Origin of the sequence: Frigidibacter sp. ROC022 (assembly GCF_024723735.1) — a bacterium.
In the GTDB taxonomy this organism is placed as follows: domain Bacteria; phylum Pseudomonadota; class Alphaproteobacteria; order Rhodobacterales; family Rhodobacteraceae; genus SLM-1.
This window is the reverse complement of record NZ_JANQDU010000001.1, coordinates 1,004,942-1,022,390: the sequence shown is the minus strand read 5'-3', so window position 1 is coordinate 1,022,390 and position 17,449 is coordinate 1,004,942. Positions and strand designations below refer to the sequence as shown.

The following is a 17,449-nucleotide window of genomic DNA, read 5'->3' as shown; positions in this document are numbered from 1 at the left end:
CGCCGATCACGCCGCCGCGAGCGGGGTCAGAAACTGGTGCCCAGAACCCGCGGCAACCCGGCGCCGAAGACATCCGAGAGTTGCGCGACGCTGATCTCGGCCGGGCCGCTCAGCCCGTCGGCGGCCATCGCGGCGGCGGTGTAGGTCCAGCCCGGGGCCGACGTCGCGGCTTCGCGGATCACCACCGGGCCCTGCATGACCCGGACCCGATAGGCCTCGGTGGCTTCGCCCAGCGGCACGTCCTCGAATTCCCAGCTGTCGCCATTGATCCGGGTCCGCCGGATCCAGGAATAGACCCGGTCCCCGCCGACCAGTTGCTCGCGCAGATGCACCGGCGCATAGGGGCGCAACCCGATCCCGTCGAAGGCCTCGACCCGGTGGACATAGGACGGATCGTCATAGCCGCGCAGCGCCGGGCCGATCCGGTAGTGCCGCGCCAGGCGCCGGGCCGAAGCCTCCAGCGCGATCTGCCGGACGGCGGGATCGAGCAGCACGAAATAGCTGCCCTCGGGCCATTCCTCGGGCATCAGCGCATCGCTGCCCGCCTGACCGCGCAGCAGCCCGCTCAGCGCCCAGACCCGCGGCGCCACCAGCGTGGCGGTCCGGAACTGGAACAGCTCCCAGCGATCCGAAGAGCCGTCGCCCAGCACCGCCACATTGGCGCCGTTCAGCAGGCCCAGCTCGCTGACCGAACTCAGCGTGCCCTGGGTCAGCTTCACCTCGACCGTGTTGCCCCGGTCATAAAGCCCCACCGGCCCGCTGCCGACCGCGCCCAGCGTCACCCCGACCGCCGCCGGATCGGGCAGGATCAGGTTCTGCGCATAGCCGTCGTCGCTGTCCGAGGACCAGACCGCCGCCGCCCCCGGCCAGGGCCGTGCCGTCACCGCGACATGCGGCGCATGCGGCACCTCGTTGCCCTTCAGCAGGGGCAGGTCGAGAAACAGCGGAAACACCGGCACCGGCGGCACGAAGGGCCGGTTGCGCGCGACTTCCTCGACCGCATCCGAGGGCTGATAGGTCTCGGGTTCGCAACGGGTCGCCTCGATGGCCTGGCTCTCGGTCAGCTCGACCCGGTCGATCCGGTATTCGGCGGCCTCCGCGCCCTGCCCCAGCACCACCACGTCGCCGGCCCCGAGCGGCAGCCGCGACGGCGGCAGCGCGAACCGTGCCACGTCGCGGGCGATCCGCGATTCCGCCAGCCAGCGTTCGGCGATGCCGCGCCCCTCGACCGAGACCAGCGCCAGCGCCAGCTCGGTCTGATCGACACGATGGGTCTCCCCGTCGGGAAACACCGCCTCGGCACTGCGGATCGCGTAGTCACCCTCGGCCTCGGTATGGACCAGCCGCAGCCGCCCCGAAACCTCGGCCTCGGGCGCCCGGACCAGGTCCAGATCGCCCGCCTCCCGCGCCACCAGCCCCTCGGGCAGCACCATGCCCGCCGGACGCCGCCCGCGCGAACGGAAGATCAGCTTGCCGCCCCGCTCCACCGCGTCGAAACCATAGGCCAGCATCAGCGGCTGCAAGGCCGCCCGCGCCGTCGCGGTGCCATCGGCCAGATAGCCGCGCAGCAGCCCGTAGAGCTCCGAGACATCGTAATCCTCGACCCCGGCCCGGCGACAGCACTCGGCCGCCACGGTCGCCAGCGACCGCGCCCCGCCACGCCCGTTCAGCCAGTGCCCGCGCGCGTAATTCGCCGCATCGGACCAGAGGCCCGAAAGGTTCGGAAAGGCCGGGAAGGGCCGTGCATCCCAGGCCCAGACATGGGCATGGGCCATATCGACCATCGGCCCGCCGTATTCGGGCGAGACCGGGTTTTCCGCCGGATCGTTCCAGAAGTCATGCACGGCGCGCAGATACTGCATCTGGATCACGTCATCGCGGCGCCCGTTCGAGAAATGGGGCAGCCCCGATTCCGAGCTTTTCGCGTCCGGAAAGGCATTCGGCTGGTTGCTCCCCTTGTCCACCGCCGGGCAGCCCAGTTCGGTGAACCAGATCGGTTTCATCCCCGGCACCCAGCCGGTGTCGGTCTCCTGCCGCACCCCGCCGATCCGCTCGTTATGCGGGTTCGACCACCAGCCGCGGATGTCCTTGGGACGGAAGACCCAGTCCTGCCCATGCGCCGTGTCGCGGATCGGGGTCCGCAGCTGCGCCGCGCGCGCCTCGGGGGCATGGTAATACCAGTCATACCCCTCGCCCCCCGCCACGTTGCCGCGCAGATAGGCCAGGTTGTAGATCGAACCGAAACCTGCATCGGCATGATCATCGCCATCACGCCAGTCGCTCAGCGGCATGTAATTGTCGATCCCAACGAAATCGATCGCCGGATCGGTCCAGAGCGGGTCGAGATGGAACAGCACGTCGCCGGAACCGTCCTGCGGGTGATAGCCGAAATATTCGGACCAGTCCGCGGCATAGCCGATCCTGGTGCCGGGCCCGAGGATCGCCCGCACCTCCGCCGCCAGCACCTTCAGCGCCGCCACCGCCGGGAAAGACCCGCCCGCACCCCGGATTTGCGTGATCCCGCGCAGCTCCGAACCGATGCAGAAGGCCGACACCCCGCCGGCCGCCGCGCAGAGATGCGCGTAATGCAGGATGAAGCGGCGATAGCTGAACTCGTCCGGGCCGGCATAGCCGACCGTGCTGCCGCTGACGCTGAAATCGCCCGGTTGGGCGGTTCCGAAGAAGGCTGCCACCTCGGCCTCGGCCGCCGCCGTGCCGTCAGGCGAGCCGTTGCGCCCCGGTGCCACCGAGGTGGTGATCCGCCCGCGCCAGGGCAGCACCGGCTGATCGGCGGCCCCGGACCAGGGGTCGGGCAGCCCGTTGCCCGGCATCTGCTCCATCAGGAGGAAGGGATAGAACATCACCTCCTTGCCGCGGGCCGCGATCTCGCGGATCGCCTCGATGACCGAGTCATCGGCGGGCGTGCCGCCATAGACCGGACCGTCGTCATCCTGCGGCACCACCCCGGCCGAGGCCCGATCGATTCCCGAGACCCGCCAGGGCATCGCGGTGCCCTCGGTCTCGGCCTGCTCGACCCTGGGCTGCACCCGGCAGGCCCCGACCCGCAGATCGTCACCGAACCATGACACGACCAGCGAGACCGAGCCGACCGCCGGCAGCTCGTTCTCCAACCCGTCCAGCGAGGTGACCAGATCGGTCCGGCCCGACGCCGTGGACTGGTTGGCGACCCGCAGCTCGCCCAGGCCGAGATCGTGGTTCACCGGCGTCGTGGCCAGCGCATATTCGCCCGAGCCGGGGATCAGCGCCACGCCCCGCACCGCCAGCGCCGGGTCCGGGACGACCCCGGGCAGTGCCCGGTCGGCGGGGCGAAAGACCTCGAAATTGAACGCCGGCACCCGGTTGCCGAAGGGCGAGAGGTCCAGCTCTTCCAGCACGACATAGGCGGTGCCGCGATAGGCCGGAACCGTCCCCGCGCCCTCGACCGCCTCGATCAGCGGGTCGGGCAGCTGGTCCTCGCTGCCGGGATAGACCCGCAGGTTCAGGCTGTCGGGCGCGATCTCCTGCCCGTCGGCCCAGATCCGGCCAACCCCGGAGATCTCGCCCTCGCAGAGCGCGATCGCCAGGCTGACGGTGTAGCTGTAGCTGCTGACCCGCGGCGAGGCTGTGCCCTTGCCGCCGCTCCTGTGCACGGTCTCGCGAAAGTTCGAGGCCCAGATCACCTGCCCCGCCAGCCGCATCCGGCCGTGCAGACGGGCGATCCCGGCGCCCTCGCTGGCGCCGGTCAGCCGGAACCGGTCGATCCGCCCGGTCTCGACCGGCTCGGACCCCGCGCCCAGCAGCCGCTGGTCGATCGCCCGGCCCAGCGTCGCCCCGATGGCCCGCCCGATCAGCACCGAGGACAGGCCCAGCACCCCGCCCCCGACCGAGGCTCCGGCCGCGGCCCCCAGGGCTCCAAACACGATCGTCGCCATCAGCAGCTCCTTGCGGGAAAGTCGAAACAGGCCACGATCCGCCGCGCCCAGGGGGCCGACAGCGGACTCTCGGTGACCCGGTGCCCGGAATAGGCATGGATGAAGCTCGGGCGCGGCCCGGTCTCGGCCAGGATGCCCAGATGCTTGGCCACCCCGCCGGCGCGCATCCGGAACAGCAGCACCGCGCCGGGTGCAAGCCCCTCGCGCGGGATCAGATGGGTGCGGGCGGCGGACCAGAGCCGCTCGTCCCGCCCGGCTTCGGACCAGTCTTCGGTATAGGCCGGGACCGTCGCCGGTTCGGCGCCCAGGGCCTCGCGCCAGATGCCCCGGACCAGGCCCAGGCAATCGGCCCCGGCCCCCCGGGTGGAGCCCTGATGCACATAGGGCGTCCCGATCCAGCCCCGCGCCAGCGCCACGATCTCTGCCCGCCTCATCGGCCGAACCCGTCCCGGCTGCCCCCATCCTTGACGGGTTGGTTCGCCGGCACAGCCATCAGCCAGTCCTCGCCCGGGATCGCCGGAAAGCCACGATGGTTGGCGATGTTGTCGAACTTCAGCCGGCAGGTCTCGACCCGCTTGTCGCAACCCGCCTCAAGCCGGAGCATGTCGCCCGCCGCCACCGGCGCCCGCAGGTCCTGCCACAGCTCGATCACCCGGCCCGAAGCCGACAGCCGGTCGTTCTTGATCACCCCGATCAGCCCTGCCGCCGCGCCGCTCAGCACCCGCATCCGGCCACGCTCGAACCAGCGGTCATCGAAGCCGTCGAGCGCCGCGAAGACGAAGCGCTTGCCGTCCTCGACCGCCTCGGCCGCGACCTCGGCGAAATAGCCCGGATCGCCCAGATCGACACCACAGCGGGCATCGCCCAGGACCGCCGAACAGGGCGTCTGGTAGACATGCCCCTGCGGCTGGTTCAGCGCCTCGGCCAGCCCGCGCAATTCGGCATGGAAGGCACCGCCGGCCCGTGTCACCTCGCCCAGCGTGCCGCGAAACAGCATTACTCGCTGCTCCGGCGCCGCCCAGTTGACCAGCCAGGCCGTCACCTCGGCACCGTCATAGCGCCCGGCAGCCAGGTCCTCTTCGCGGATCAGATCACTGCTCAGGGCACCCATGGCTTCGGTATTGTCCACCGCAAGCCCGGTCGATTGCTGCACGGCCGAGGCGGTCAATCCCGAGTCGGCCCGGAACAGCCTGCCGTCGAAGGCCAGATCGGCATCATGGTCGGTAAAGGCCAGCGCCATGCCGTCACGCCGGACCAGCACCCAGGCCCGGCAGACCGTGCCGATCCCTCCCGCCAGATGCGCCGCCAGGTCCTCCGGAAAGTCGCTCATAGCCGCAGTTCCAGCACCGGGACCGAGGGCACCTCGCCGGCCTTGAAGGCGGCGACCGAGGTGCGGATCTGGTCGGTATCGAAGCGCACCGGCACATCGAATTCATAGCCCGCGGTGATCTCGACCCCGGCCTCGGGCGCCACCGCAAAGGTGATCAGCCCGGTGGTCGCGTCCATCTCCCAGTGCAGGCTCTCCTGCAGCGGCTCGCGCTGGATGCCCAGCGTCACCGTGCCCGCCACCGGCTTGCGGATCGGCCGCAGGTAATCGCTGCCGCCCGAGGCATAATGCTTGCCCAGTTGCCAGACCCGGGTCTCGCCGTCGCCGATGCCGATGACCTGGTCGCGGAAATCTGGGTCCTTCGAGGCCGAGCAGCTCTTGTAATCGGTCCAGTCCTTCCAGCGGAACCCGTACAGCATCCCGCGCCGGGCTTCGAAGAAGGCGACCAGCGTCTCGATATCGTCCAGCGAACGCAGGCTCAGCCCGGCGTCATAGCGCCGCCGCGAATGCGCCCAGGGCGTGTTGCGTTCCTCGTGGCCGTTGGCCAGGGTCACCACTTCGGTCCGCCGCTCGGGCCCGCCGACCGAACCGAAGCTCAGATTGGCCGGAAACCGTATCTCGTGAAACCCCATCACCTGCCTCCCCTAGCGGTTGCGGTTGCCGCGCTGGATCGCCCGGCCGACCTCGGCGGCGATCTGGCTGCGGCTGCGCCGGAAGCCTTCCGCGTCCGGCGTCCGGATGTTCATCACCACCTGCACCGGACGGCCGGCGCCGCCTTCGCTGCGCACCCCCAGCCGGCCGTCGCTGCCCCGCGCCAGGGGAAGGATCGCCTCGGGTCCGGCCTCTCCCATCAGCCCGGTGCCGCCCCGCATCGGGAACCGCACCGGCGCCGTGACGATGCCGCCCCGGGCAAAGGGCATCACCCGGCCCTGGGTGAACCCGGCGCCCTTCTCGAAGGGCAGCAACCCGTTCATCACCGAGGCGACGCCCTCGGCCAGCAGCCCGCCGAAATGGCCGGTCACCGGGCGCATGGCGGCGGAATAGGCGGCGTCGAGCATCGACCGCGCCACGCCCTTCAGCGCCTCCGACAGCTTCAGCCCGTCAAAGGCCAGCCCGTCGAAGGCCCGCCGCAACCCGCGGCTGATCCCGCCCGAGAGCATCCCCACGTCGCGCCCGGTATCGTTCACCGTCGCCTGCATCCGGATCAGCTCTGCCGAGAAGGCCCCGGTCATCTGCGCCGCGCCGTCCAGGGCGCCTTCCAGCGCCTCCAGCCCGGCATCGAAACCGTCGATTGCGTCAATCTCCGTCATCGCCCTGCCCTTTCCGGTCCGGCCATCTTGCCGCCAGTTCCTCCAGCCGCGCCCGTGCCATCGCGGGCGCCGCCACCTCGCCCAGCATCAGCCGCAGCTCCGCCGGGGTCAGCCGCCAGAAGACCCGCGGCTCCAGTCCCAGCCCGCGCAGCCCGGCCCGCATCAGCCCCGGCCAGTCGAGTCCCCCGCCCGCCATCTCAGTCTTCTCCCGGCAGGGCGAAGGCCCGCGCCAGCAGCTCTGCCGCCGCCCGCGCCGCACCCACCGGGCCGCCGCCGATATCGGCCCCCATCAGCGCGGCGGGCGAACACTCGGCCCAGCCGCCGCCCCGCAGCCCGGCGACGATCAGCGCCAGCACGTCGCGGGTCGAGAAGCTTCCGCCCTCGAACCGCTCGACCAGCGCCGGCAGCGACTCCGCGCCCAGCCCCGCCTCCAGCTCGGCCAGCGCCCCAAGCGTCAGCTTCATCCGCCGCGGTACGCCGTCGATCACGATCTCGACCTCTCCGGCCCAGGGGTTCGCCATCTCAGAGCGCCACGAAGGTCAGCTGGCCCGCCGAGGCCAGCGACAGCTCATAGGTCGCCTCGCCGTTCAGCGTGCCGGCATATTCGATCGAGGTGATCTGGAACGGCCCTTCGATGGTGCCGAAATCCGGCACGATCACCTGGAAGTCCGGCACCGTGCCGTCAAAGAACAGCGCCCGCGCCCGCTCGTCCTGGGCCGAGTCCCTGAAGATGCCCGACCCCGAGATCGTCGCCGAACGTATCCCCGCCCCCGACAGCAGTTCGCGCCAGCCGCCCTGCGAGTCCAGCGAGGTCACATCCACCGTTTCCGCGTTGAACGAAATCCGCGAGGCCCGCAGCCCAGCCATGGTCTCGAACAGCCCGTCGCCGGTCATGTCGATCTTGATCAGAAGGTCCTTGCCAGCCTGCGCCGCCATTGCCATCACTCCGATATTGGTTTCAGTCGTCACTGACCCGCGCCCGGAAGCGCAGGTCGATCCGCCGGGCCCGCCCCTGGCTGGTCTGCCGCGCCGTGGCGCGCAGGAACTGCATCGAGACCAGCGCGCCGCGGCTCAGGCTCAGATCGGCATCGACCAGGACATCCGAGACCGCCGCGGCCGCCTGCTTGGCGGTCTGGAAGCCCCCGGCATCCGCCACCACCGAGACCAGAAGATCATGCGCCGCGCCATGCCCGGTCATGTCCGATCGGTCGCGGACATCCTCGGACCCGAGCGCCACATAGATCGGCGGCAGGGGACCGGGCGGCGCGGTGTCGAAGATCGCATTGCCGACCAGTGCGGTCAGGGCCGCATCGTCCGAAAGCGCCTGATAGACCGCCGCCTGCAACGCGGCGGCCGCTCCATAGCTCATGCCGCAGCCTCCTCTCTGGCGAAACAGGTCAGGTAGAGCCCGTCCCGGTCGGCCTCGGTCACTGCCAGAATGCGAAAGCGCCGTTGCCCTTCGCGGAACCGCTGCCCCGGCTTCGGCCGCGACAGCGCCCCTTCCGGCGCCGCCCGGACGATGATCCGCAACGGCACCTGCGCCAGCGCCACCAGATCGGCCGCCCCGCCCTTTCCGGTGCCGCTGCGCACCTCGACCCAATGGGTGCCCAATGGCACCCAGGTCTCGGTATAGCCACCGGCGCCGTCGGGCAGACGCGAAGCCGCCTCCAGCACCATCGCCCGGGTCAGACGGAAGCTCATGACATCCCCCAGCCGCCGACCCGCAGCGCCCGGTAACGCTCGATCAACGCAGTGACACCAAAGGGCATCTCGGCACGGGCCCGCTCTTCGGGCGCGTGGCGGTGCTCGTGATAATGCGCCGCCAGCAGCATCACCGCCTGCGCCAGATCGGGCGGCACATCTTCCCAGGCCGGGCCGAAACCGGCATGGAACTCGATCTCGGCCATGCCGCCGCTCGGTATCTCCGGCAGACTCGTCGCCGTCGGCCGGATCAGCGGCCGATGCATGTCCTGTTCCAACCGGTAGGCCGAAGCCTCCACCAGAGTCTCGCCGCCGGCGCGGGTGAACAGCCGCAGGCTGTCGATCGCCCCCACCGGCGCCAGTGGCAGCGCCTGGCCAAGGGGATCGCGCCAGCCGGTCAGGGTCCAGACAAAGGCCCGTTCGAGCAACGCCTTGCCGGTCCGCCCCTCGATCACCGCCAGCGCGGCACGCAGGTAGCTTTCCAGCACCGTGTCCTGCACCGTGTCCTCGCCAAAGCCGGTCCCCAGTCTCAGATGCGCCCGGAACCCGGGCACCGGCAGGGCGCCGCTCGGCACCGCCGTCAGTTCGACTACCATCATGGGAAGCATCTCTTGTCCGGTCCTCCCCCCCTGCTCGGTGAAATGGGATGGTGAACGCGTGCCAGACACCGCTCGGACGGAGGGACACGCAGAAGGTGCCTGCAACCGCACGCGCTCACCCGCCCGGGGCCGGTCCGCGCCGGCCCGGCCCCGAACCTCGGCCCCGGCCCTAGCTGACCGAGAATTTCAGCAGCTTGATCGCCGCGAAATCGCTGACATCGCCGCCGACCCGCTTGGTGGCGTAGAACAGCACGTTCGGCTTGGCCGAGAAGGGATCGCGCAGGATTCGCACCTCGGGCCGCTCGGCGATCGTGTAGCCGGCATTGAAGTCACCGAAGGCAATCGCATGGCTGCCCGAGCTGACATCCGGCATGTCCTCGGCGATCAGCACCGGATAGCCCATCAGCCGCGCCGGTTCGCCCGCCGCCAGCCCGTCCGACCACAGGAAGCGGCCATCGGCATCCTTCAGCTTGCGAACCAGACCTGCGGTCTTCGAGTTCAGCACGAAGGTCCCGTTGGCGCGGTATTCGGCCCCGAGCGCATAGACCAGCGAAACGATCCCGTCGGGGTCCGGGCCGAAGCCCCCATCGGTGCCGGTCGGCACATAGCCGAGCGCCCCCCAGGCCCAACTGCTCTCGGCCACGATGCTGTGGTCCAGGAACCCTTTCGGCTTGTCGGCCCCGTCGCCGCTGATGAAGGCCGCCGCTTCCGAGCGGATGAACTTGTCGGCGATCCGTTCCGCCAGCCAGCCCTCGACATCGAAGGCGCTGTCGTCCAGCAGACGCTGGCTGGCTTTCGGCATCGCCGCCAGCTCGTGCAGCGGAATCGTGATCCTCTCGATCACCGGGGTCGCGCTCTCGCCGACCGTGCCGGCCTCGGTCGCCCAGGCCGAGCCGACATCGCCATGATCCACGATCACGTCATAGGAGGTCGCCTCGATGCTGACGATCCTCGCCACCTGCCGCAGCGAGGCGGTCGATTGCATCACCGTGCCGATCCGCTCCGATGTCTGCGGATCGACCAGATAGCCGCCCTCGGCCGCCACCGCGGTGTTCAGCGCCTTGCCCTCCAGCGCCAGCCCGCGCAGCGCGTCGTCGTCTCCCGACCGCACATAGGCCGCGAAGGCCTTCTGATGCGGCGCCTCGGGAGCGGCCGCGGCGGCCAGCACCGGGCGGCCGGAGGAAATGGTCTTGCGATCCAGCATGGTCAGTCGCTCTTCCTGTTGCTTGAGTTTGGTCCGGATCTCGGACTGGAAGCCCTTCAGCTCGTCCAGCAGCCCGGTCAGCGCGGCTTCCACCTCCGCTTCCGGCCCCTCGGCCCCCGGCAGGGCCTGCCCGGCCCGGGTCTTCGTCTCGGTCGTCTTCATCGTCGCACCCCGAATGTCGGTTCTCGTGACTGGTGGTCTCCGCCGGCCGGTCAGTCCCCGGCCAGCAGGCCGCGCGCCTCGCTCAGAAGGCCCGCCCAATGGCGCAGGGTCTCGGGCGCCGGGCCGCTCTGCCCCTTGGTGCCGCCGACCCGCGCATCCGGGAGCATCGGAAAGGTCACCAGCGAGACCTCCCACAGCTCCAGTTCCGACAGCAGCCTGCGGCCGCCGTCATCCCGCGCCGCCCGCAGCGTCCGGTAGCCGATCGACAGCCCGTCGATCGCCCCGGCCCCGATCAGCGCCGCCGCCTCGCGCCCGCGCGCGATCTCGGTCAGCAGGCGGCCCTTGACGAACAGCCCCCGGCCATCCTCGCGAACCTCGTCCCAGACCCCGATCGGCTCGCGCGGGTCATGCTGCCAGAGCATCTTGACCCCCTGCGCCCCGCGCCGGTCCAGCGACCCGGCATAGGCGCCCGGCGCCACAACGTCGCCGCCCTGGTCCGGGCGCCCGAAGACCGAGGCATAGCCCTCGATCCGCACCCCGTCGGTGACCACCAGATCACCCTCGCCCGCCGCGCCGATCCGCGCGAACTTGGTCTCCAGCCATTGCGCCAGGGCCTGTGCCATGACCGGTCCCTCCGATATCTCGATTTCTGCCGGCATCAGGGGATCAGGACGCATCGCCCGGCTCCTCCAGCTTCGGCAGCCCCAGCAGCGCCCGCTTCTCGGCCTCGGTCAGGAAGCCGGCGGCGCCGACCCGCGCCCATAGCGCATCGCGTTCCGCCGACAGCGCCGGCACCTGGTCGGGGTCGGGTCGCAGGTCCAGCACCTCGCCGGCATGGTCCGACAGCCAGTGCCCGATCGCCTGGCACATCCGCACCGCCAGCGGCAGCACCGTCAGACGATAGAAGGCCCGGTTCGCCTCCTGGTAGTTCGCATAGGTCGCATCGCCCGGAATCCCCAGCATCATCGGCGGCACTCCGAAGGCCAGCGCGATCTCCCGCGCCGCCCCCTCCTTGGTCTTCAGGAATTCCATGTCCGAGGGGCTGAACCCCATCGGCTTCCAGTCCAGCCCGCCCTCCAGCAGCATCGGCCGCCCGGCATTGGCCGCCCCCTGATGGTGGCTCTCCAGCTCCCGGGTCAGCCGGTCATATTGTTCGGTGGTCATCGACGCCGCCCCCTCGGGCCCGCGATAGACGATCGCCCCCGAGGGCCGCGCCGCGTTGTCCAGCAGCGCCTTCGACCAGCGGCTTGCCGCGTTGTGCACGTCGATCGCCGCCGCGGCCGCCTGCATCGGCGACAGGCCGTAATGGTCATCCTGCGGATTGTAGGCCCGGACATGGCAGATCGGCGACGGCTCGTCCCCGATCTGAAACCGATGCCTGCGCCCGCCCACCGCATAGTCATAGGCCACCGGCCAGCCATCCGGCCCCGGCACCACGCTCATCCGGTCCGAACGCAGCACATGCAGTTCCAGCGGCAGCCCCTCTCCGCCCACCGCCTCCAGCCAGGCATCGCCCGTGAGCAGGATCGAGGCATAGAGCGCTTCCAGCAGTTCGGCCCGCCCCTGCGCCCCGTTCGGCCGCGCCAGAAGGCTCAGCACCGGATGCTCGGCATAGCGCTGGCCAGCGCCCTGCAGGACCAGCGGCAAGGCGGCGGCGGCCTCGGCGACCAGCCGCACCACCCGGAACCCGACCGGGTTGCCGGCGAATCCGACCCGGGTCATCGTGCCGGTGTCGCGCGGGCTCCAGGCCACCCGGCCCGAGGAGTGAAAGGCCACCACCTTGCCGGTTGCGCCGGCCTTGCGCTCCGGCACCGGAGTCGCCGGCCCGTTGCCCGGCTTCCTGAGAAAATCGAACATCTCGCTCCTTCCGTTTGGCGCATGTCCCGGCAGGGCCGATCCCCGCCCCGCACCCCCTGCCGCGGAACCTGGGCGACCCTAGAGGCGAGGGGTTGAGACCGGTTGAACGCAGCGCGCGGGGCCCGTCCCGCCGACGCAACGGCCCGAACCGCGGCCCGGCCCATCGAAAAGGCCCCGGACATCGCCCGGGGCCCCGCTCCACCTCATGGTCATCGCCTCAGAGCCGGCGTATCCGCGGCACCGCCTCACTGAACTTTGCCGACGGCTCGACGATCAGCGCCGTCAGCGCCCAGACCAGCGCATCGACCCGGTCCGGAGAGCCCTGCCCCTGATAGCCACCGACGGTCATCCGGCACATCTGCGCCTCGAGCTTGTCCAGCCCGCGCAGATGAGCCACCCGCCCCTGCTCGTAGAGCGCCGCCACCGGCTCGGCCCGCAGCGCCTTGCCGCGGGTCGCGGTGACGCCGCGATAGGGCACCAGCGGCGCCACCTGGCGCAGGGTCGCCTCGACCATGTCGCCGCCCTGGTTGACCTCGGCCACCAGCCGGTCGGCGCCATGCCGCTCGAAGGCCGCCAGCGCCGCCTCGGCCCAGCCCAGCGGCGAAAGCCCCGCCACCGTGGCATCCTCCAGCACCACCGCATGCCAGTCCTGCGGCCTGCCCGCCGTCACCGCGCCGACCACCACGATGCCGCATTCGTCGCCGGCCTTGCCGCCGCCGGCCGCCGGGTCCACCGCCACGACAACCCGGTCGAAGGCAGGAAGAGGACCGCGCAGCCGGCAGCGCTCCAGCGTCTCGGACGACCACAGCGCACCTTCCACATCATCCAGCAGCACCCCGTCCAGCTCCTGCCGTTCCAGTCGCGTGCCGGCGAATCTGGCCCGCACCTCGTCCAGGAAACTGGCCGCCAGCCCGACCGCATTGGCTTCGGTCGCGGCATGGCTGACCGGGATCGCCGGATGGTCCAGCAGTTCCTTCAGCACCGCCACGTTGCGCGGCGTCGTGGTGATCACCGCCCGCGGCACCTGCCCCAGCCGCAGCGTCAACTGCAGCATGTCCCAGGTCTCCTGCGCCTTGGGCCATTTCGCCAGTTCATCCGCCCAGGCGGCATCGAACTGCGGCCCGCGCAGGGCCTCGGGCTCATGCGCCGAATAGACCTGCGCCTCGGCGCCGTTCGGCCAGACCAGCATCCGCCGCGTCGCCAGCCACTCGGGTCGCCGGTCCGGCGGCGAACAGGCCAGGATGCCGCTCTCGCCGAACACCATCACCTCCCGCGCCTGGTCGAAGGTCTCGCCAACCAGCGCCACCCGCCGCGACAGGCCGCGATCCAGCGGCCGCGACCCTTCCACCCGCGAGCGCACCCATTCCGCCCCGGCCCGGGTCTTGCCCGCACCGCGCCCGCCCAGGATTATCCATGTGCGCCAATCCCCTGCCGGGGGAAGTTGATGCGGATGCGCCCAGAAGCCGAAGATATGGGGCAGCGCCAGTAGCGCCCCGTCACTCAGGCTGTCCAGAAACCGGTCCCTCTCTGATTTCGGCCGCGAGGCGATCCAGCAGGCGTTCCACCTCGTCGCGCGCAGCCGCGAGGTCGAGCGCGTAGTCTCGAACAATACCGCGGGACTTGTTGATTTCATCTGCGACACGGCGGCCATCCTCCAAAGCTGACAAAGCGACCTTGCGGTATTCATGCAGCCGATCCCGCGCCCTGGCCGGGCTGTCCTCTCCCTCAAGCTTGGCCCGCAGGCTCAAGTCGCGGTAGAAGTCACTGCTTTCCTTCAGGAATTCCAGCGCCTCGGCGGCGCGCTTCAGCAGGTCCGGATCAACCTCGGTGGGTTTGATCAATGCCATATGTGCTAAACACCTTCGCTCAACGCCCCTCCGGCCCGAGCCTGGCTGGTCGAAAACGAAAGGGCGGCCCCGGTTTCCCGGTCCGCCCTCAGCTATTCCAGCCTGCGCAATTCCCTACCCGAGAGAGAGCGCAAAGTCAAGATTTAAACCGTTAGTTGTGTCTTGCCGCAGCGCCCGGCGCCCGGGTGCAAGACAGTCTTAATCGTTTAACTTCACGCTCCAAGCCCTTGGAAAAACGGGAAACTCCTAATCCCCATCCCCCGCAGCCCGCTCGGCCTCGATCTTGCGCCACTTGGCGACATTGTCGTTATGCTCGGCCAGCGTCCTGGCAAAGGCATGGCCGCCGGTGCCATCGGCAACGAAGTAGATATAGTCCGAACTCTCCGGATGCAGCGCCGCCTCGATCGCGGCGAGCCCCGGATTGGCGATCGGCCCGGGAGGCAGCCCGGCGTTGACATAGGTGTTGTAGGGCGTGTCGCGCTGCAGTTCCGATTGCCGCAACCCGCGCCCCAGCACCCCCTTGCCGCCGGTCACACCATAGATCACGGCCGGGTCGGTCTGGAGTTTTATCCCTTGATTCAAGCGGTTGACGAAGACACTTGCGACAAGCCGGCGCTCTTCCGGCACCCCGGTCTCCTTCTCGATCAGGCTGGCCAGCACCAATGCCTCTTCCGGCGTCTTGACCGGCAGCCCCTCGTCGCGATTGCGCCAGGCCTCGGCCAGCCGTGCCGATTGTGCCGCCTGCATCCGGGCCAGCAGCTCGGCCCGGTCGGCCCCCGGTGTCACCTCGTAGCTGTCCGGCGCCAGGCTTCCCTCGGGCGGCAGCTCGGTGATCTTTCCGTCCATGAAATCAGCGGCTTTCAGCGCCTCGGCGACCTGCCAGACGGTCGCGCCCTCGGCCATCGCCACGCGATAGCGGGTATCCGCGGCCTGCCGCACCTCGAGGTATTCCGGCGGCGGCTCGGCGCCATCCTCCGGCTCGAAGGCCGCGACCTCGACAAAGCGATTGGTTGCCGGATCCAGCTCCCGCACCTGCATCTCGGCCCGGTTGACACCGATCCGATAAACCACCTCGGTGCCGCAGGTCGAGACCCCGGAACCGGTGATTTCATCCATGATTTCAGCCATCGAGCTGCCTTCGGTCACCAGGAAGCTGCCCGCTTTCAGCGCCTCTGACTTGCCCGAGTATTCAGCCCCCAGCCGAAACAGCCAGGCCGCGCTCACCGCGCCCTGTTCGGCCAGCTGTTCCGAGACCTTGCGCATCGACGATCCGCTCTCGACCCGCAGGCAGATCGCCTGCGCCAGCGGCCCCGGCGCCTGATACTTCGCCTTGCCCCAGGCAATCGCCCCGGCAGCCGCGATCAGCAGCACGATCAGCAGCGACATGCCGTTGCTGGCGATGTGACGCCACATCAGCCGACCCGCCGAAGCACCAGCGAGGCATTCGTCCCGCCAAAGCCGAACGAATTCGACAGCGCCACATCGACCTTGCGCTTGACCGGCGCATTGGCCGCCAGATTCAGCCGCGGCTCCACCGCCGGATTGTCGAGGTTGATCGTCGGCGGGCAGATCTGATCCCGGATCGCCAGGATGCAGAAGATCGCCTCCACCGCGCCGGCCGCGCCCAGCAGGTGCCCGATCGAGGACTTGGTCGAGGACATCACCGCATCCTCGGCCGCGTTGCCAAGCAGCCGTTCGACGGCGGCCAGTTCGATCGTGTCGGCCATGGTCGAAGTGCCATGCGCGTTGATGTAATCCACTTCGGCCGGGGTCACGCCGGCCCGCTTCAGCGCCATCGTCATCGCGCGGAACCCGCCGTTGCCGTCCTCGGAAGGCGCGGTGATGTGATAGGCATCGCCCGACAGGCCATAGCCGATCACCTCGGCATAGATCCGGGCGCCGCGCGCCTTGGCATGTTCGTATTCCTCCAGCACCACCACGCCGGCGCCCTCGCCCATCACGAAGCCGTCGCGATCGGTGTCATAGGGGCGGCTGGCCTTGGTCGGGTCGTCGGCACGCTTGGTCGACAGCGCCTTGCAGGCGTTGAACCCGGCGATCCCGATTTCCGAGATCGGGCTTTCGCAGCCCCCCGCCACCATCACGTCGGCATCGCCCCACTGGATCAGCCGCGCCGCGTCGCCGATGGCATGGGCCCCGGTCGAGCAGGCCGTCACCACGGCATGGTTCGGCCCCTTGAAGCCGAAGCGGATGCTGACCTGGCCCGAGGCCAGGTTGATCAGCGCCGAGGTGATGAAGAACGGGCTGACCCGTTTCGGCCCGCGCTCGTTGATCAGAACCGCGGTCTCGGCGATCGAGGTCAGGCCGCCGATCCCGGCGCCGATCATCACCCCGGTCCGCTCGCGGTCTTCCTCGTTGGCCGGTTCCCAGCCCGAATCCTTCACCGCCTGCTCGGCCGCCGCCATCCCGTAGAGGATGAAGTCATCGACCTTGCGCCGGTCCTTCGGCTCCATCCAGTCGTCCGGGTTGAAGCTGCCGTCGCTGCCGTCGCCGCGCGGGATTTCGCAGGCGTATTTCGTCACCACGTTCGAGGCATCGAAGCGGCTGATCGGTCCGGCGCCGGACTTTCCGGCCAGAAGCCGTTCCCAGGTTGCTTCGACCCCGCAGGCCAAAGGCGTAACAAGACCGATACCGGTCACGACCACTCGACGCATCTGTTGCCCCTTTTATCTGGCGGTGCTTGGCCCTGATTACCCCGGCTTCCGGGGGCGGGGCAAGTCGGTGCCGGCGCGGGGGCCGTCCGGGCGCGCTGCGGCGCCGTGTCTCAGCCCGAGCCGGGCCGCGCCTTCAGATCGGCCTCGGCCTTGGCCAGCAGCTTGCCAATCGCCCCCGCCTTGGCCCCGTAGGCGTCGATGTAGCGTTTCACATAGGCCTGGACCTGCTTCTTGGCACTGTCCGGCAGCTTCTTGTTCTGCAACAGTTTCTTCAGCTCGACATGGACCAGATCGCTGTTCTTCCGGAAGGTCTCGTAATCCCGCATGAACTCGGCCAGAATCATGATCTCGCCCTCGGTATTGGCGGCATAGAGCTTCGAGAGCACCGACCAGACCTTGCGCTGATCGGCCGCCAGCAGATAGGCGCCGTCGCCCTTGGGTGACAGCCTTGTGACACCATGCGCATAGGCATTCATGTCGGCAAAGGGCTTGATCGGCTTGACCGTCAGCGGGTCGATCACCGCCGGCGGCGCCTTGGGGCAGGCCTTCAGGGCGGTGTCGATCGAGGAGTAACGCAGCTTCCTGCCGACCGGATTGTCGGTCATCTCCTTCACATAGGTCCAGATTCGGCCGATGTGCCGGTCCTTCCTGTCGCTCGGATCATGCGCCTTGGCCAGCTTGCCCAGCTCGCCCATGTTGATGAAATCGCCGGCATAGAACAGCGCCACCTCGCGGCGCGGCTTCACCTCCTTGCCATTGGCTTTCACCCAATCGCCGAACAGCTTGAAATTCGCCGCCCGCACCTTGTCGCCATCGACCGCCATGCGCCTGGCCTCCC

19 protein-coding genes are annotated in these 17,449 nt (G+C 69.5%); all 19 read right to left on the bottom strand.

The window, feature by feature from the left end:
* Nucleotides 1-26: 26 nt before the first annotated feature.
* A complete protein-coding gene (locus NUW50_RS04920) occupies nucleotides 27-3,932 on the bottom strand; it encodes a baseplate multidomain protein megatron (protein ID WP_258287947.1) in 3,906 nt (1,301 codons plus the stop codon).
* The gene (locus NUW50_RS04915; RefSeq protein ID WP_258287946.1) at nucleotides 3,932-4,366 is read right to left on the bottom strand and encodes an NlpC/P60 family protein; all 435 of its coding nucleotides are present in this window, start codon (nucleotides 4,364-4,366) and stop codon (nucleotides 3,932-3,934) included. Before NUW50_RS04915 ends, NUW50_RS04920 begins: the two co-directional genes overlap by 1 nt.
* Nucleotides 4,363-5,262: a DUF2163 domain-containing protein gene (locus NUW50_RS04910; protein WP_258287945.1), complete on the bottom strand. Its 900-nt coding sequence runs from the start codon at nucleotides 5,260-5,262 to the stop codon at nucleotides 4,363-4,365. The genes NUW50_RS04915 and NUW50_RS04910 overlap by 4 nt, the downstream gene beginning before the upstream one ends.
* Nucleotides 5,259-5,891 (bottom strand): DUF2460 domain-containing protein, encoded by a 633-nt coding sequence (locus NUW50_RS04905; protein WP_258287944.1) that lies wholly within the window; start codon nucleotides 5,889-5,891, stop codon nucleotides 5,259-5,261. The genes NUW50_RS04910 and NUW50_RS04905 overlap by 4 nt, the downstream gene beginning before the upstream one ends.
* A gap of 12 nt (nucleotides 5,892-5,903) precedes the next feature.
* The gene (locus NUW50_RS04900; RefSeq protein WP_258287943.1) at nucleotides 5,904-6,569 is read right to left on the bottom strand and encodes a phage tail tape measure protein; all 666 of its coding nucleotides are present in this window, start codon (nucleotides 6,567-6,569) and stop codon (nucleotides 5,904-5,906) included.
* A complete protein-coding gene (locus NUW50_RS04895) occupies nucleotides 6,556-6,765 on the bottom strand; it encodes a rcc01693 family protein (protein ID WP_258287942.1) in 210 nt (69 codons plus the stop codon). The genes NUW50_RS04900 and NUW50_RS04895 overlap by 14 nt, the downstream gene beginning before the upstream one ends.
* Nucleotide 6,766: 1 nt before the next feature.
* Entirely contained in the window at nucleotides 6,767-7,090 is a 324-nt protein-coding gene (locus NUW50_RS04890; RefSeq protein WP_258287941.1) for a gene transfer agent family protein, read from the bottom strand.
* A gap of 1 nt (nucleotide 7,091) precedes the next feature.
* Entirely contained in the window at nucleotides 7,092-7,505 is a 414-nt protein-coding gene (locus NUW50_RS04885; RefSeq protein ID WP_258287940.1) for a phage major tail protein, TP901-1 family, read from the bottom strand.
* Between the two features lie 22 nt (nucleotides 7,506-7,527).
* Nucleotides 7,528-7,938, bottom strand: coding sequence for a DUF3168 domain-containing protein (locus tag NUW50_RS04880; protein WP_258287939.1), 411 nt, complete (start codon nucleotides 7,936-7,938; stop codon nucleotides 7,528-7,530).
* Nucleotides 7,935-8,270, bottom strand: coding sequence for a head-tail adaptor protein (locus NUW50_RS04875; RefSeq protein ID WP_258287938.1), 336 nt, complete (start codon nucleotides 8,268-8,270; stop codon nucleotides 7,935-7,937). The genes NUW50_RS04880 and NUW50_RS04875 overlap by 4 nt, the downstream gene beginning before the upstream one ends.
* A complete protein-coding gene (locus NUW50_RS04870; RefSeq protein ID WP_258287937.1) occupies nucleotides 8,267-8,869 on the bottom strand; it encodes a head-tail connector protein in 603 nt (200 codons plus the stop codon). Before NUW50_RS04870 ends, NUW50_RS04875 begins: the two co-directional genes overlap by 4 nt.
* 169 nt (nucleotides 8,870-9,038) lie before the next feature.
* The gene (locus tag NUW50_RS04865; RefSeq protein WP_258287936.1) at nucleotides 9,039-10,235 is read right to left on the bottom strand and encodes a phage major capsid protein; all 1,197 of its coding nucleotides are present in this window, start codon (nucleotides 10,233-10,235) and stop codon (nucleotides 9,039-9,041) included.
* A 50-nt stretch (nucleotides 10,236-10,285) separates the two neighbouring features.
* The gene (locus NUW50_RS04860; RefSeq protein ID WP_258288305.1) at nucleotides 10,286-10,858 is read right to left on the bottom strand and encodes an HK97 family phage prohead protease; all 573 of its coding nucleotides are present in this window, start codon (nucleotides 10,856-10,858) and stop codon (nucleotides 10,286-10,288) included.
* Nucleotides 10,859-10,901: 43 nt separating this feature from the next.
* Entirely contained in the window at nucleotides 10,902-12,092 is a 1,191-nt protein-coding gene (locus tag NUW50_RS04855; protein ID WP_258287935.1) for a phage portal protein, read from the bottom strand.
* A gap of 217 nt (nucleotides 12,093-12,309) precedes the next feature.
* On the bottom strand, nucleotides 12,310-13,701 hold the full coding sequence (locus tag NUW50_RS04850; RefSeq protein ID WP_443135075.1) for a DNA-packaging protein: 1,392 nt from the start codon (nucleotides 13,699-13,701) through the stop codon (nucleotides 12,310-12,312).
* A complete protein-coding gene (locus tag NUW50_RS04845; protein ID WP_258287934.1) occupies nucleotides 13,589-13,939 on the bottom strand; it encodes a hypothetical protein in 351 nt (116 codons plus the stop codon). The genes NUW50_RS04850 and NUW50_RS04845 overlap by 113 nt, the downstream gene beginning before the upstream one ends.
* Nucleotides 13,940-14,185: 246 nt before the next feature.
* Nucleotides 14,186-15,352: an endolytic transglycosylase MltG gene (gene mltG / locus NUW50_RS04840; protein ID WP_258287933.1), complete on the bottom strand. Its 1,167-nt coding sequence runs from the start codon at nucleotides 15,350-15,352 to the stop codon at nucleotides 14,186-14,188.
* A complete protein-coding gene (gene fabF, locus NUW50_RS04835; RefSeq protein ID WP_258287932.1) occupies nucleotides 15,352-16,611 on the bottom strand; it encodes a beta-ketoacyl-ACP synthase II in 1,260 nt (419 codons plus the stop codon). The genes mltG and fabF overlap by 1 nt, the downstream gene beginning before the upstream one ends.
* Nucleotides 16,612-16,721: 110 nt before the next feature.
* Nucleotides 16,722-17,435, bottom strand: a complete 714-nt coding sequence (locus tag NUW50_RS04830) for a hypothetical protein (protein ID WP_258287931.1) — start codon at nucleotides 17,433-17,435, stop codon at nucleotides 16,722-16,724.
* Nucleotides 17,436-17,449: the final 14 nt, after the last annotated feature.

Excerpts from the sequence above, each read along its gene's own strand:
- NUW50_RS04915 (WP_258287946.1), bottom strand. The coding sequence starts at position 4,366 with ATGAGGCGGGCAGAGATCGTGGCGCTGGCGCGGGGCTGGATCGGGACG.
- NUW50_RS04895 (WP_258287942.1), bottom strand. The coding sequence starts at position 6,765 with ATGGCGGGCGGGGGACTCGACTGGCCGGGGCTGATGCGGGCCGGGCTG.
- NUW50_RS04880 (WP_258287939.1), bottom strand. The coding sequence starts at position 7,938 with ATGAGCTATGGAGCGGCCGCCGCGTTGCAGGCGGCGGTCTATCAGGCG.
- NUW50_RS04860 (WP_258288305.1), bottom strand. The coding sequence starts at position 10,858 with ATGGCACAGGCCCTGGCGCAATGGCTGGAGACCAAGTTCGCGCGGATC.
- NUW50_RS04885 (WP_258287940.1), bottom strand. The coding sequence starts at position 7,505 with ATGGCGGCGCAGGCTGGCAAGGACCTTCTGATCAAGATCGACATGACC.
- NUW50_RS04870 (WP_258287937.1), bottom strand. The coding sequence starts at position 8,869 with ATGATGGTAGTCGAACTGACGGCGGTGCCGAGCGGCGCCCTGCCGGTG.
- fabF (WP_258287932.1), bottom strand. The coding sequence starts at position 16,611 with ATGCGTCGAGTGGTCGTGACCGGTATCGGTCTTGTTACGCCTTTGGCC.
- NUW50_RS04900 (WP_258287943.1), bottom strand. The coding sequence starts at position 6,569 with ATGACGGAGATTGACGCAATCGACGGTTTCGATGCCGGGCTGGAGGCG.
- NUW50_RS04890 (WP_258287941.1), bottom strand. The coding sequence starts at position 7,090 with ATGGCGAACCCCTGGGCCGGAGAGGTCGAGATCGTGATCGACGGCGTA.
- mltG (WP_258287933.1), bottom strand. The coding sequence starts at position 15,352 with ATGTGGCGTCACATCGCCAGCAACGGCATGTCGCTGCTGATCGTGCTG.
- NUW50_RS04855 (WP_258287935.1), bottom strand. The coding sequence starts at position 12,092 with ATGTTCGATTTTCTCAGGAAGCCGGGCAACGGGCCGGCGACTCCGGTG.
- NUW50_RS04865 (WP_258287936.1), bottom strand. The coding sequence starts at position 10,235 with ATGAAGACGACCGAGACGAAGACCCGGGCCGGGCAGGCCCTGCCGGGG.
- NUW50_RS04920 (WP_258287947.1), bottom strand. The coding sequence starts at position 3,932 with ATGGCGACGATCGTGTTTGGAGCCCTGGGGGCCGCGGCCGGAGCCTCG.
- NUW50_RS04830 (WP_258287931.1), bottom strand. The coding sequence starts at position 17,435 with ATGGCGGTCGATGGCGACAAGGTGCGGGCGGCGAATTTCAAGCTGTTC.
- NUW50_RS04910 (WP_258287945.1), bottom strand. The coding sequence starts at position 5,262 with ATGAGCGACTTTCCGGAGGACCTGGCGGCGCATCTGGCGGGAGGGATC.
- NUW50_RS04845 (WP_258287934.1), bottom strand. The coding sequence starts at position 13,939 with ATGGCATTGATCAAACCCACCGAGGTTGATCCGGACCTGCTGAAGCGC.
- NUW50_RS04875 (WP_258287938.1), bottom strand. The coding sequence starts at position 8,270 with ATGAGCTTCCGTCTGACCCGGGCGATGGTGCTGGAGGCGGCTTCGCGT.
- NUW50_RS04905 (WP_258287944.1), bottom strand. The coding sequence starts at position 5,891 with ATGGGGTTTCACGAGATACGGTTTCCGGCCAATCTGAGCTTCGGTTCG.